This window comes from Rhodospirillaceae bacterium (assembly GCA_040219235.1).
Lineage (GTDB): Bacteria > Pseudomonadota > Alphaproteobacteria > Rhodospirillales > Rhodospirillaceae > WLXB01.
Genome location: JAVJSV010000012.1, coordinates 279,584 through 293,511, shown reverse-complemented (window position 1 = coordinate 293,511; position 13,928 = coordinate 279,584). Strand labels below are relative to the sequence as shown.

Here is a 13,928-nt window from a genome sequence, read left to right as displayed (position 1 = left end):
TTATACTGCGTCAGGAAGCTGCGCCTTCCAGGTGCTAATATCCACACCCATCTTTTTAGCGGCGACTCGAATATCCTCTGCATAGCGCTCGACCGCTTGTTGCAGAGTCATCGCTGTGGTGTAGAAGCGCGCTGACACGGTTGCGAACACTTCATCATCAACAAGAACAGGAACGGCCAGAGCATTGTGGTTTGCTTCGACCACGCGCATGCAGGAATAGCCATCACCGCGGATAACATCAAGCGACCGCCTATACAATTCAATATTGGTGCCGCCACGTGACAGCGCATCAGGATCCTCGGCCAGCGCAAACTCAATAAGCTCGTCTCGTTTGTGCGAATCACAAAAAGCAAGATAGGCCGACCCTGACGCTGTGCTGAGCAACGGGATTTGGAAGCCACCACGATGACGTCTGAGCGCGAAAGGACTGATTTCATCGGTGGTATCGCGCACCAACATACTTGAGCCACGAATGGTACTAAGGGCGAGCGGCCAAAGGATTTTCTTGCACAACTCAACCATGATTGGCCGTGAGACTTTTGGGATCCATTCTTCCTGATCATAGCCATGACTCAGGGTCCGAACCTGCAATGTTAAACGGTATTTTTTATCCTGTGGGTCGCGAAACAGATAGCCAAGAGACTCCAGAGTGCGTAGCAACCGGAACGCCGTCGGACGTGGCAGTTCTGTGAGCTGTCCGACCTGGGTGACCGTGAGGCCATTGTGACGGTTGAGAAGACTAATAATGTCTAAACCGCGTTCAAGCGCACGCACAGAAGATTGCTGACCCATGTTTTTTTAACCCCAAAGAACGTTATTTTTGATTTGCTTCCTGCGTGCTCGTCCACGCAGTTCCTATGTGACCACCTACAATGACGCGACCACCTAGAGAGCACAATACAAGGCGGTGATGTTCGCTAAACGAATGAGGAAACCGATCGCAGAACGAGCAGAGCACCCCTAATAGGCGAGCACGCTGATTGTTCTGGGAATCTGCAGCTAAACGCTGATACATGCGAGTCGCACAAAGAAGGAACTACGATGATGAATAACGTAAAGCGAGCCTTTGCCGATCTTGAAGAAGGACAAGTTCATTATTGGACCTCACGCCGGAGCGTGGAAGGCAAAGTACCCGTAGTGGTGCTTCATCCTGGTCCGGGCTCTGCGCGCATTCAAGTGCCATTGCTTGAGGCGCTTGCCGCATCACGCACAGTCATTGCACCTGATTTAATGGGCATGGGCGACTCCGCACCGCCGCCTCATGACGACAGTTCCCCACCAGATATTGCCTATTACGCAGATGCAGTGTCGCGCTTTCTCGACACACTCAGCATCGACCAGTGCGATATCTATGGATCATCACTGGGCGGCCGGGTGGCGATGGAATTAGCCGTCAGCCAGCCAGACCGGGTACGCCGCCTGATGCTTGGACAAGTGCGCATAATGCGCGGTCAAGCACAGACGGACATGGCTGCGCAACATGCGCCGCGCGTCACGCCAGATCAGAGCGGTGTGTATGTCCACTTTCTGTGGAGCAGGCTGCGCGATCTATACACTTACTTTCCCTGGTTTAAACGCACAGCCGAAAATATGCGTAACACGCCCTTGCCGTCGGCTGATCTGATGCACATTGCCTTTGTCGAACAAGTGAAGATGGCCACAACAGCGCATAAAGCCTTCGCAGCTTATTACAGTTATCCCATCGAAGAAAAACTACCGCTGATCAAAGCCAAAACCTTGGCACGCGGCGAAGATGCGCTGGCGCTTATCCCGGATGTGACGGAGTGGAAGCCAGCCATGACCGGTGATCCCTTAACCGCAAAGCCTGAAGACGTTGAGGCTTATGCAAAACAGATGACTGAGTTCATGGATGCTTAAGCGGCAGACCCTACTTCCACCGGCGCATCACACAGCTTTGGAAACAGCGCGGCTGTTAGCTGACAGGCTGTTCTAAACGGCAGCTCTATTTTAGGTCGCGGGCAACACGAATGCCGAATACCTGGGAGACAAAATCTTCAGGATCACGCCCACGGAAAGACGGGCGTTGCCATGTCGCCCGAGAGTGCCAAGCGCCACCACGTACGCCGCGTTTTTCGCATGCGCCCTCAACCTGGTAAGCTGAACCGTCTGTCGGTTGTGGCCCATAGGGAACACTGTGACAGTCTTCGACCCATTCCCAGACATTGCCGATGGTGTCGTACAGACCGAAAGAATTGGGTGTCAATGTGCCAACGGGGGCCACGATGGGATGGCCGTCATTGCACGCCACGGGCTCCCAGGGACGCTGACCTGCCGCGGCCTGATCGTAATAGTTTGCAACCCCACACCCGGCTTCCGGGTCATCTCCCCAGGCGTAGGGCGTAGACGTACGGTCGCGGCCAACATATTCCCACTCAGCTTCCGTTGGCAGCCGATACGCGTGACCTGTTTTATCGCTCAGCCAAGCGACATAAGCTTTGGCATCCAGCCAGGACACACAGGACACCGGGTTATTATCTAACGGCGGACGGCCATAACCAGGGTCACGCCAATCGCGACCAGGAATATTCTCAACCGTTGTGCCGGTCCAAGACCGGCAGTTCTTGCCCGCAACATGGCCGGTGTCGTCAACAAACTCTCTGAATTGCGCGACCGAAATTTCGAGCAGCCCCAAGGCAAAAGAGTAGCCAATGATCACCTCATGCGGCGGACCTTCGTACCGATCCTCACTGACGCCACCATCGAAGCCCATGGTGAAACTGCCCGGTGGAATGACAACCATCTCTGGGCAGTCCGCACAATCCGCAAAGATGCTACCGGGAGCCAAATCGACCATCACATCATCAGCAATGGCAGGCGTAAAAAACAAACACCCAAGACCAAAGGCGGCCTGTGCTGCACGAGAGTTCATGTTATTCTCCGTTCAGATCCCGGGCGAGGCGGAAGCCGAAAATGTGGCTGATGCGATCTTCAGGATCACGCCCCCGAAAAGTCGGGCGCTGCCAATACACCGATGAAGACCAACTGCCTCCTTTAACGGCGCGGTTCTCACAGGTTCCGGTCGCCTGCACTGCACTTCCGTCGGTCGGCGCAAGGGGGGCCGGCATGAAGTAACAATCCTCGGTCCATTCCCATACGTTGCCGGTGACATCATAGAGACCAAACCCATTGGGTTGAAGAGACCCGACAGGCGCCACGATGGCATGACCATCATCGCAACCCACTGGTTCATACGGCCGATTAGGATCGATACCGGACTGGTCATAGATATTGGCAATACCACACCCGCCATCGGGATCATCGCCCCAGGTGTACTCACCGGTGGTGCCAGCGCGCGCCGCATACTCCCACTCTGCTTCTGTCGGCAAACGATAGGGTTGCCCGGTTTTCTTTGCGAACCAATCCGTATAAGCCTTGACATCGGTCCAGGTCACACAGGCAACAGGTTCATTGTCGGCCGGGGGGCGGCCATACCCGGGATCACGCCAATCTTTGCCAGGAGTGTGGAGCCAAACTTCGCCATTCCAAATGGCGCATTCCGTGCCGGAGACATGACCGGTGGCATTCACGAATTCTGCATATTGAGCTTGAGTGACTTCCGTGCGGCCCAGCGCAAAGGCGTAGTCAATGGTGACAGAGCGCACAGGCCCTTCGTACCGACGCTGCAGTCCCGGCTTATCCAGATCTATGCCGCCATCGTACCCCATAACAAAGTCACCGGGGGGAATAACCACCATTTCCGGACAATCGGCGCAATCTTTGAATACAGCACCGGCGCTGACACTGACATCCGCCGCGCGAACAGACGTAGACAAGGCAATCGCTGAAAAAGCCGTTAAGAGAAGGATCGAACGAAACATGAATGTTTACTCCCATTAAAATATTGCACGATCATGACTGGCAACGGAACAAAGAGAAAGGGGTGTCGGCAGTATGTTCCGCCAATGAACAGAAAGAGAGAATGACGCCTGAGTCTACAACTCCCGGGCCAGACGTGCTCCTTCTTGCACAGCCGCCCAAATGCCGCGCGGAGCAACGCAATCTCCGATGGCCAAAACACCCTCAGGGACAGCCCGGGCCCGCGCACCGAGAGATAAAACCAGAGAATCAAAGGGACCAAAAACATCTCCGCCCGTTGTTATGGCGGTTTGATTCTCGACCGAAGCGACAAAAACGCCCGTATGGACTGTCACACTAGCCGCCTTGAGGCGACCGGCAAATAAGGGAAACTCGCCGGTCGTGAACAAATCCGGCATCCCCAGCAACGGGCTATTGGTCGCCACGGTGATAGACGTCACCCTATCCATGGCGATCAGCGCTTCGACAAAATTCAGGGCGGGCCAGCCACCCTCTTCGTCAATGACCAGGACAGAGCCCTGGACAGATGCCGTACCCATTAAGACATCACGACTATGAGGCAGGGTCTGTGTGCCGGGGAGTCCGTTGAGCAAACTGGGGCGATACCGGAGCTGCCACATGGATGCCGACTCTGCTCCCGTTGCCCACACAACTTCATCGGCCGTAAGAGCGCCGGCGTCTGCAACGGGCGTATTGAGATGAACGTGAACGCCAAGTGTTTCAAGTTCGGAGGCCCACCATTTCAGCGGTAACAGAAATTCATCACGATGTGGACAATTGCCGGCAAGCCGCAACGCACCCCCTAAATGAGCAGAGGCTTCATATAAGGACACCGTGTGTCCGCGCTCTGCCGCAACCCGGGCGCATTCCAATCCTGCCGGGCCACCACCGACGACGGCAATTTGTTTTGGGGATTGAGCTGCGGCAACAGGGAGAAGCTCATCTTCACGACCGGCCTCGGCATTGAAATTACACCCCGATGGCAAACCCCGCCCTGCGAAACCCAGACAAATCTGATTACAGCCTGTGCAGGGACGAATACGATGGGCCTCGCCACGCTCGGCCTTCACCATCCAATCTGCATCGGCAATGAACGCCCGCGCGACGGCAACCAAATCCGCCTGGTCTTGCGCAAGAACCTGCTCAGCGTCGCCGGGCGTCACGATCCGGCCAGCGACGATAACCGGAACATCGAGCGCCGTTTTAAACTGAGCCGACTGATCGGCGATGTGCGCATAGGGTGTCGCCATGGGCGCAATGGTTTCTGAGAAGTTGGCGTTCGACCCGCTCATCACGCTGACATAATCAATCATCCCAGACTTTGAGATGTGCGCCATGGCCGGCAATGAGTGCGCGATGGTGTAGCCCTCTGGTTCACCGGGGATCGCATGATAAATCGACGTGCGCAATCCCAACGCCATATGAGCCGGGAGCAGCGCGCGCATAGCCTCTAAAACTTCGAGGACAATGCGGCAGCGGTTTTCTACAGAGTCGCCGTACTCATCCGTACGATGATTGAGTTGTGGGCTTAAAAACGAGCCGAGCAAATAATCACTGGACGTTTGCAACTCCAGCACATCAATGCCAGCTGTGATGCATCTTTGGGCTGCTGCCACGTAGTACGGGATCAAATCTTTGATGTCCGCAACTGTCATGGCGCGCGGTATCTCGCCAACCTGGACGGACGGAATGACAGAGGGCGCCATGGCCGGCGCACCGCGCCGATAGGACACATTGCGCCCTCCATGCCAAAGAATGATCGAGGCTTTTGCACCCGCCGCGTGAATGTCATTGGCGGCCTGCGCCAGAGAGCCGGTAATGTCATCCCGCCACACTTCAACCTGTCCGGTCCAGGTTTTCGAGTGCGGATGAACCGGGGCGGATTCAAGACCGACCAGAGCCGCACCTCCCTTGGCACGTGCGATCAAGTAGGCGCGATACTTTTCAGTGACGCGGCCCGTGGAATCGCCATGGACCATGGAGTGCCCAGGAATGACAACGCGATTACGAAGCTCAACCGGGCCAAGTTTAAAAGACGACGATAAAAGAGGATAAACCTTCGCCGTCACCGCACTTAGTCCTCCGGCGGTACAAAATCGACAGGCACCGGCACAGGCTTATCCGGCGCGGGCTTGCCTTGCGCCCGCAAAACTTCAGCGACCTTTGTCTGACAGTACTCTGCACTGTCTTCGCCTTCGTATTCTTTGTTAAAATGAGACAAAACCGATGGACGTTGAATAGCCTGATCCCACCACGCCGTCAGGGCTGGACGGCCATCGCGCCAGTTCCAGCCTTCGGGTACCGGAGGACGCAGACCCTTGGTGGTTTGACGATCCAGGTAAGACAAGCCGTGCAAAGCAGACGCTTGGCCAATGTCAAAACTATCAAAGCCCTTGGCCGCGTCTTCTTCCATTTGATCCACTGCCCGCACGACCTTAGCCCAGTTCCATTTGAACACGACCTCACGGTGGGGCTTCTCCAATTTCTCAAGTGCCATGACAACGGTGACTTCAAACAGCGTATCCGCCAGTGCCAAGCGGCGCAGCGCATCCCACCGTGCCGGGCCAGCTGCAGGATAAAGATGGTGACCGGTGGTCGAAAGAGAATCCAGATACTCCACAACTGTCTGACTGCCATACAGGACCGTGCCATCTTCCAGGGCCAGGGTTGGCACTTTGTGCAACGGGTTGATGGCGGCAATGGAATAACCGTCAGATATTGGATAAACCGGCACAAATTCAAGTTGGCCCCACACGCCAACTTCATGGGCCGTCACCAGCACTTTGTGAATGAACCCGTGAATCGGTGAATAAAATAACTTCATAGTCATGTTGGCACCCCTCTGTTTATTGATGAGGGCTAACGTAGCCCGTTGTTATTGATTGAGGCTAACATAGCCCGTTCGCCCCATCCCCATGCAAGTTGAAACACGAGGTGCTGGCATTATGACGACGACAACCAAAGGACTCAGTCCATTTTTGAACGATCAGAAACCTGATGTATCTGGTCGCTGCGATCCCAAGTTTCAGCACGTGGCAGATGTCTTTGAACAAAACCTGACCCAACGCGGTGCGGATGGCGATGTGGGTGCCACCTGTGCTGTGATGATTGACGGTGAACTGGTTGTGGATTTATGGGGTGGTTATGCCGATGTTGAACAGGGCAAAACCTGGCAAGAAGACACGCTGTGTTGCTGCTGGTCCGTCTCTAAAACAATAGGCGCGGTTTTAGCGCTACGCCTTGTTGATCAAGGACGGCTTGGTCTCGACACCCCCGTTGCTGCCTATTGGCCAGCATTTGGGGCTCATGGCAAAGAGCGAATCTTGGTGCGCCACCTTCTGGATCATACTGCAGGAGTCTCTTTTGTGGACGCGACTTTAAAACCTAGCGCGGCGAATGACTGGGAGACGATGATTGCGGCCCTGGAACAAACCGCACCCAATTGGGAGGCCGGAACGCAATTGGGATACCTCAACCAAACCCAAGGCTACCTGCTGGGCGGGTTATGTTATCAGGTGAACGGTGGACGAAGACTTGCTCAGTTTCTGCGCGAAGAATTAGCGGAACCATTTTCACTGGACTGGCATTTTGCAATACCTGACGAAGATCTATCCCGGCTCGCGACGGTATATCAAATTGATGCGGGCACTTTTACCCGTATCATTGAAAAAAATCCGGATAGTGTTTTTGCAAAAAGCATGAAGGGACGTGATCCGGCAGAGACTTATAACAGCCTGAGCTGGCGCAAGGCTGAAAACGGAGCGGGGACAAGTCATACCAACGCCCGGGCCATGGCAAAACTCTATGGCGCGCTGGCTCGGGGCGGGGCTTTAGACAGCTTTAAGGTGCTCTCCGAAAAAATGTTGAACATGGCCAGCACAGAAAGTGTGCGCGAGATCTGCGCCGTGAATGGCATTGAGATGCGTTTTTCAACAGGTTTTGAAATGAATTGCCCGCCAGTCACGCCGATGGGTACCAGCAAGAGCGCTTTCGGTTACATCGGCGCTGGCGGATCATTCGCCTTTGCCGATCCCGAGCTAAAACTTGGCTTCGGCTACGGTCACAACCTCATGCATCAGGGCCTGGGGCCGGGACCATGCGGCCTGCCTCTGGTTGAAGCCACTTTGGCATCTGCAAAAACCTGAATGCCTAATGGCATGAAAACCTAGTGAGCAAACAGAACCGGTAGACTGGCATTTTTAATCATGTGCTGTGTGACACCGCCAAGCACCATCTCACGCCATGGGTTATGGGTATATGCCCCCATAACCACGCAGCCAGCTTCGATCTCACCCGCTTCACGTGCGAGAATATCAGAAACAGATTGCTTGCCCTTTTCGATCGTCTTTGTGGTTGCCGTAATGCCATGAAGTTTTAAGTACGCATCCGCCTCGGTGAGGGCGGTCATGCCTGGATCAAGATCACCGATCTGAACAACCCTAACTTTGCTGCTTTTGACCATCAGGGGCACGGCATTGATCAACGCGCGAGCGGCCTCTGCACTGCCGTTCCAGGCCACCAACACAGGTGACTTTGGATCAATTTTGGCTCCTTGCGGCACCATAATTACAGGGCGCTTGGCATCAAACACAGCCTGCTCCAGCGTGCGGAGGTCTGCATACGAGCTACGTTCACCCGGGCAGGCGATCACAATGACATCTGCGAGACGCCCGAGCCGCGCAACCACATCGACGTCGCCATCATGGGCGTGCCAATAGCATGTCGCCGCCTCTGCAGTTGGAGTCGCCGTCAGGGGGATTCCATGTTTTTCGCGGGCCGCTTCGAAAACATTGGCAGCGGCGGTGCGTTTATGGGCCTGCACCTTCTCCGCCGTTTGATAGAGTTCGTCGTAATACGTGGCCATCATGCCAACGCCCGTTTGGTCTAGAAAAGGACCGGTTTCTGAGACTGTATCGCTGCCAATGAGGTGCGCCTTGAACGCCTGTGCCAACGTAAAAGCCGCATCTGCGACCGACTCCGCCTGCGCTTCGCCACTCAGCGCGAGATAAATCGACTTCATAAACATGGTCCGTATCCCTTCCTGCGGTTGAGAAATTCATCCCTTTTAGCAATTTGGCCAAAAGCATACCGCATGGCTTTGATTAAAGTCATGTTGAGTCGTTTTATGTGTGGAAAATTTTATGTGTGAAAAACTTAATATTTAGAAATATAGCGCGCTGTGAAATCAAGACAGGAAGCCTATTAAGGACTATTTGGTATAAACCGACTTAAGCACTTCAGTAATGGCAACGCCAAGCACATCACCGCCCGTAATAACCACTTCGCCCTTGGCTATCAGAATATCATTGGCATAGACTTCGACCTGATCGTTCGGGCCGCTTTCCAGCTCAACCACAGCCCCACGACCAAGCTGCAGGATTTGATTGAGCCGCAAAGTTGACGCCCCTAGGACAACAACGATCTCAACAACGACGTCATTAACGGCATAATCTTCATCGAAATCAGACATTTAACTGTCTTGGTCCCTCTTCCGCTGGCCCCGCATAGTCATACAGCATTTGACGCTCATGATGCGTCAGACTCTGTCTAAGACGCAAAGCTTAACATAGTGTGACTGGCATGAGAATCATGTACGGCAAACGTGAGAATCATGTACGACAAACGTGAAAATCACGTTGGGTAAACACGTGCGTCATGTCGGATTTACGTATATATCGCTATATCGCGCCATAAACCTAAGAGTCTCAGATGGCGACACGCATGGCATCATACAACATGTCATCTTCATCGACACCTGCATTTGGCATTTGCCCACGCGCAGAGCGATCAGAACTCATATAGGTTTTACCGCGCTCCAAAGATCCTCTGTGGAATTTATTCGCCCGCCCAATGCGGGCATCTTGATAACGCTGCAAGGCGGACGACCAATCATCGCCCGCTGCTGCAAAGCATCGCGCCAGAACGGCGGCATCTTCCATGGCCATAGCCGCGCCGACGCCATAGAACGGCGTCATGGGATGGGCCGCATCGCCGAGCAAACACACTCGACCGCTGCTCCAGCTCTCAAGTGGATCGCGACTGTGCAACGCCCATAGATTACAGCGCCCACCAGACGTTGCCCGGATGATCTTCAGAACGTCTTCATGCCAGCCTTCAAACTCCTCCAGGACCACAGATATATCGACTTGCGTTTTCCAGCTTTCTGACGTGAGGCCCTCCTTTTTTGCATTGGCAACATAGTTAATCACCGAGCCGTTGCGAACGGGATAGCGGGCAAACATTTTGCCTTCCGCTGTATAAGCCGCAAAATGAGGGTCCAAGCTGATATCCGGCACCCGTGAGCGATCCACCAATCCGCGCCACGCCACAAACCCGGTAAACTTAGGGGGCGCGTTCTCGAACAACGCATCGCGCACAGTCGATTTTAAGCCGTCACAGGCAATGACGATATCGTGGCGTTGTCTCGCGCCGTTGGCAAAATGAAGAGTCACGTGTGAATCGTCTTGCTCAATCTGAATGAGTTTGTGATTCAGCTTCAGTGCATCGTTGCCTGCCTTGAAAGCACGCTGCAACACGGCGTGAACATCCGCGCGGTGTATGAGGCGGGAGACAGCACCGTAAAGATTGATAAATTTATCCCGCCCGCGTTTTTCGTAAGACAGGGTTTCCCCAGTTTTATGGTCAAGAGTGCCAACATGCGGGGTCGGACGAGCCAAGCGTTCCAACTCATCCTCCAGCCCCAAACCGGCAAAGACACGGCTGGCGGTAGGCCCAACGGTGAGACCCGCACCAATTTCGCCGATTTCAGGTGACTGTTCGTAAACCACAACATCAAAGCCGCGCTGCTGCAGTGCAACAGCCGCTGTCATGCCACCAATGCCCGCGCCGACAATTCCGATTTTCAAGCTCTGAGCCAATACACTCATCCTTAAGTTAGCATTGGTGCACAGCTTGAAGTTCAGGCTTGGGCTATTCAATAGGAGATACGGAAAAACCCCACCAGGAGAGACATGGTGGGGTTTTTACTTTGCCGCGCTCTTTATTGGGCAGAACAGCCGTTACAGAATTGGACACAATTACTTCTATAGAGATTTAAGAACTATGGCGAACTCGGATTCGGCTTTTATGGTTGGCGACTTAACGTGCTAACAGAAAACTATTTTGATCATAAACGGATAATACTGTTTTTCAGTTATTATACTGCATGGCCCAGATTATACTGCATGGCCCAGGCTCAAACTGTTTTAGAAGTTTATCGACGCGGTTACGCCAAATTGACGTAGCCTTGGCAATGAAGCCTCATACGCAGCGAGCAAGAATAGGAATGGATCAGACGCTGAATCACCTTGGGCTCGCAAAGATGACAGGGTTTTGTCGTTGAAAGCATTATCGACAAAGAACGTCACATTGTACTTTTCATTCTCGACGCCAGCCTTGAAGTTGAACTTCACTTCATCGCCTGTTTCACCGAGATTTAGAATCGATGCCCATCTAGAGCTGCTGTAAAGACCATCCGCTCTCACAAACCAATCTAGCTCATTGGTAAGTGCTGCAGTATATGTGGCGTTAGCGGTCGCGCTCCAAATTGAAACGCGCGGCTCTTCCTTGTCGCTTGCGTCAAGTGTGCCAAAGTACCGGAAGTGAAGGTCTTCATCCAACTCAGTAATGTTATTGTCATTGTATGCAAGAGTACCTCCTACCGTTAGGTTTTGTGTCGCGGCATAGCTGGTCTCTATTTCAACGCCCATCAGATTAACGTTCCCGGCAGGCAACACGACAGCATTAAATTGCTCCCGATCATCACCTGTAGCACCTTGGTCGATAATGCCGTTTCCGTTTGAATCAAACTGCACGCTGTTAACGGACTGTTTGTCTTTCCAGTCTGCGTAGTATGCAGCAATGTTAAACAAGCCACGCCCGCCAGCAAACGTAGTCTTGGCTCCGATCTCGTAGTTCCAGATGGTCTCTTCTGGCGCGACGTCAAAAGCCTGGAACTGATCGGCAAGAATCTGTTGTTTGGCTTCGGGCTGATCAGCGATTTCCTGGTTTACTTGAGTGGGCTTATTACCCTTCGCGATATTTGCATACAGGGTAATATCTTCAGACGGCTTGTAGTCGACAATCAAGCGTGGAAGAAACTTCTTTGTCGATGCTGCAAGGTCAGGTGCACCCTGGAGTTTAGATGTCACTTTATCTCTTTGGTAACGACCCTCAAGTGACACCGTAACTTCGTCGCTGACATCATAGCTAATTGCGCCAAAGACAGCCCGATTATCAATCGTTTTTACGTTAGGTAGTGAGGGGAAAATAGTACCCGCAGGGGTGCCAAAAGCCCCGAAAGGATTGTCTACCCCAGTATAAAAGTTCCCGGCAGTCTCATTATTCTGCCAAAGATAGTACAAACCGACCAGTCCACGTAGCCGATTTTCCACTGGCGAGGCAAGTCGAAATTCTTGACTGTAAGATTCCTGCAGCCTCAGAGTTTTAGCCCCATAAACGTCATCACCAGTTCGTTCAAAATCGAAAAGGGTTTGTTGATCTTCATCAGTGTATCCAGAGAGCGACGACACGATCCAACCGTTTGAAAAATCATAATCAACGGCCAGAGATGAGAAAAAGAAATCCCTGCCGATACCAAAGTCCTGTCCGAATTGAGTAGCTGCATCTCCCGTCGTAACATTGTTCAACTCCAGCGAGTTCCGGTCGCCTGTATATTTGATGATACCGCATTGCAGTGTTGCCGGTCCGCCGCGGTTAGTGCCGCCAAAAGGTCCACAATTGTGATTTGGGAGTCTACCCAACAATTGACTCGCAGCCGGACCGTCATCGTTTTTCTGGTACAAGGCACGCGCCTTGATTGTTAGATTGTCAGTCGGAGTGGCATATAATGTACCGCTTATATTTGTGTCTTCCTCAGCCCCGAGTTTTTCCCCATCAAGCGCATTTCTATACTGACCACCGAAGTCACGGAACGAACCAGATATACGGGCCGTCAACTTTCCTGGAACAACCGCACCTTCTAAACTAGCAGATACTTCATAATCATCATCTTCCGCTCCTTTGACCCGAACTTTGCCACGAAGCTCTTCGCCCGGAGTCCGCGTGACAAAGTTAATAGCCCCGCCAAATGTCGCCCGTCCAAAAAATGCTGACTGAGGCCCCTTAACTACCTCGACGCGTTCCAAGTCATCAAAACCGATAAAATTTGGAGTACCAACATAGTAGACTCCATCAATAAACATGGAGCCGATTTCACGTGTCGTATCACCGACCGGGACAGCGTTATTCATGCCGCGAAACAAAACTTGACCAAAACCGCGATCAATATTTGAGAAAAAGTTTAGCCCCGGCGTGAATTTCTGAAGATCACGCAAATCACTAATACCGGCATTTTCCAAATCGCTGCCCGTGAACGCTGTCACAGTCAGTGGCGTATCTTGTAATCGCTCCTCTGTTTTACGCGCTGTGACTATAATTTCTTCCAGCGCCACCTGTTGCGCTGCGGCATCAGAGGGTTGCGTAACCGTAAAAGCGGAAAAAACAGCCGCCGCAGACGCCAGTAATCTGCTGGCTAGTGATGGACGATTCCGTTCATTTTTTAGCAAATCAGTTTTAGGCATAGGTTCCCCCGGTTGGCGCAATTCAACATTTAAAGCGCGGGAAATTGTAATCACCCCGCTTTCTGTCAGGCCGCCGGTCAACTGCGTTCCCTCAAGCATGATGCTAAGGGCGCGATTTAAGGAAAAATCACCTTCAATCGCGTTTGTTTGCACTTCAGCAACGTCTTCGGTTTGGAAAAGAACGGATCTGCTAAACGCCCGCGCCAACAACTTAAGTCCCTCTTCCGCATTCTGACGCGGGATTGAAACCGTGACCTCTTTCTGTGCTTGTGTAAGCTGCTCGGCGAACACGGGCAAAGAAAGGGTCATCAAAATTGTTAAAATTAGCACGCGTCGAACAGCAGACCTCATCCCAATTAAACCCAAGACCACACACATCGACGCTTTAAAACGCGACGGCCTTAGTAAGAGGTGCCCAGGGGCAAAAAAATCCGCTAGTTGAATGCGCATAAATTTTAGTTCGAGGTAGATGTGTTGCGATAGGGCAACACTTCTGCAGGCCTTCGGGAG

Annotated in this window: 11 protein-coding genes; 2 read left to right on the top strand and 9 right to left on the bottom strand. The window is 52.9% G+C overall.

Going from position 1 to position 13,928, the window contains the following annotated elements; all coding sequences use genetic code 11:
• Positions 1 to 792, bottom strand: coding sequence for a helix-turn-helix domain-containing protein (locus RIC29_11600; protein ID MEQ8735560.1), 792 nt, complete (start codon positions 790 to 792; stop codon positions 1 to 3).
• A gap of 249 nt (positions 793 to 1,041) precedes the next feature.
• Here RIC29_11600 and RIC29_11595 point away from each other — a divergent pair, with 249 nt between their 5' ends.
• Positions 1,042 to 1,878, top strand: a complete 837-nt coding sequence (locus RIC29_11595; protein MEQ8735559.1) for an alpha/beta fold hydrolase — start codon at positions 1,042 to 1,044, stop codon at positions 1,876 to 1,878.
• A gap of 85 nt (positions 1,879 to 1,963) precedes the next feature.
• Here the strand turns inward: RIC29_11595 and RIC29_11590 are convergent, their stop codons facing one another.
• The 4 genes from RIC29_11590 to RIC29_11575 form a co-directional block, all read right to left on the bottom strand.
• A complete protein-coding gene (locus RIC29_11590) occupies positions 1,964 to 2,890 on the bottom strand; it encodes a formylglycine-generating enzyme family protein (GenBank protein ID MEQ8735558.1) in 927 nt (308 codons plus the stop codon).
• A 1-nt stretch (position 2,891) separates the two neighbouring features.
• A complete protein-coding gene (locus RIC29_11585; GenBank protein MEQ8735557.1) occupies positions 2,892 to 3,839 on the bottom strand; it encodes a formylglycine-generating enzyme family protein in 948 nt (315 codons plus the stop codon).
• A 114-nt stretch (positions 3,840 to 3,953) separates the two neighbouring features.
• Positions 3,954 to 5,906 carry an NAD(P)-binding protein gene (locus RIC29_11580; protein MEQ8735556.1) on the bottom strand — a complete coding sequence of 651 codons (1,953 nt, stop codon included), beginning with the start codon at positions 5,904 to 5,906 and terminating at the stop codon, positions 3,954 to 3,956.
• 5 nt (positions 5,907 to 5,911) lie between these two features.
• Positions 5,912 to 6,667 (bottom strand): glutathione S-transferase family protein, encoded by a 756-nt coding sequence (locus RIC29_11575; GenBank protein MEQ8735555.1) that lies wholly within the window; start codon positions 6,665 to 6,667, stop codon positions 5,912 to 5,914.
• A 115-nt stretch (positions 6,668 to 6,782) separates the two neighbouring features.
• Between RIC29_11575 and RIC29_11570 the strand changes: the two genes are divergently transcribed.
• Entirely contained in the window at positions 6,783 to 7,982 is a 1,200-nt protein-coding gene (locus RIC29_11570; protein MEQ8735554.1) for a serine hydrolase domain-containing protein, read from the top strand.
• Between the two features lie 20 nt (positions 7,983 to 8,002).
• Here the strand turns inward: RIC29_11570 and RIC29_11565 are convergent, their stop codons facing one another.
• From RIC29_11565 to RIC29_11550, 4 genes are all read right to left on the bottom strand, one after another.
• Entirely contained in the window at positions 8,003 to 8,863 is an 861-nt protein-coding gene (locus tag RIC29_11565) for a universal stress protein (GenBank protein ID MEQ8735553.1), read from the bottom strand.
• A 183-nt stretch (positions 8,864 to 9,046) separates the two neighbouring features.
• Positions 9,047 to 9,307: a FliM/FliN family flagellar motor switch protein gene (locus RIC29_11560; GenBank protein MEQ8735552.1), complete on the bottom strand. Its 261-nt coding sequence runs from the start codon at positions 9,305 to 9,307 to the stop codon at positions 9,047 to 9,049.
• Between the two features lie 235 nt (positions 9,308 to 9,542).
• Positions 9,543 to 10,715, bottom strand: coding sequence for an FAD-dependent monooxygenase (locus RIC29_11555; protein ID MEQ8735551.1), 1,173 nt, complete (start codon positions 10,713 to 10,715; stop codon positions 9,543 to 9,545).
• 327 nt (positions 10,716 to 11,042) lie between these two features.
• The gene (locus tag RIC29_11550) at positions 11,043 to 13,769 is read right to left on the bottom strand and encodes a TonB-dependent receptor (protein ID MEQ8735550.1); all 2,727 of its coding nucleotides are present in this window, start codon (positions 13,767 to 13,769) and stop codon (positions 11,043 to 11,045) included.
• Positions 13,770 to 13,928: the final 159 nt, after the last annotated feature.

What these genes read in the sequence shown, in the direction of transcription:
- RIC29_11600 (MEQ8735560.1), bottom strand. Translation starts at nt 792, where the DNA reads ATGGGTCAGCAATCTTCTGTGCGTGCGCTTGAACGCGGTTTAGACATT.
- RIC29_11595 (MEQ8735559.1), top strand. Translation starts at nt 1,042, where the DNA reads ATGATGAATAACGTAAAGCGAGCCTTTGCCGATCTTGAAGAAGGACAA.
- RIC29_11590 (MEQ8735558.1), bottom strand. Translation starts at nt 2,890, where the DNA reads ATGAACTCTCGTGCAGCACAGGCCGCCTTTGGTCTTGGGTGTTTGTTT.
- RIC29_11585 (MEQ8735557.1), bottom strand. Translation starts at nt 3,839, where the DNA reads ATGTTTCGTTCGATCCTTCTCTTAACGGCTTTTTCAGCGATTGCCTTG.
- RIC29_11575 (MEQ8735555.1), bottom strand. Translation starts at nt 6,667, where the DNA reads ATGACTATGAAGTTATTTTATTCACCGATTCACGGGTTCATTCACAAA.
- RIC29_11570 (MEQ8735554.1), top strand. Translation starts at nt 6,783, where the DNA reads ATGACGACGACAACCAAAGGACTCAGTCCATTTTTGAACGATCAGAAA.
- RIC29_11565 (MEQ8735553.1), bottom strand. Translation starts at nt 8,863, where the DNA reads ATGTTTATGAAGTCGATTTATCTCGCGCTGAGTGGCGAAGCGCAGGCG.
- RIC29_11560 (MEQ8735552.1), bottom strand. Translation starts at nt 9,307, where the DNA reads ATGTCTGATTTCGATGAAGATTATGCCGTTAATGACGTCGTTGTTGAG.
- RIC29_11550 (MEQ8735550.1), bottom strand. Translation starts at nt 13,769, where the DNA reads ATGAGGTCTGCTGTTCGACGCGTGCTAATTTTAACAATTTTGATGACC.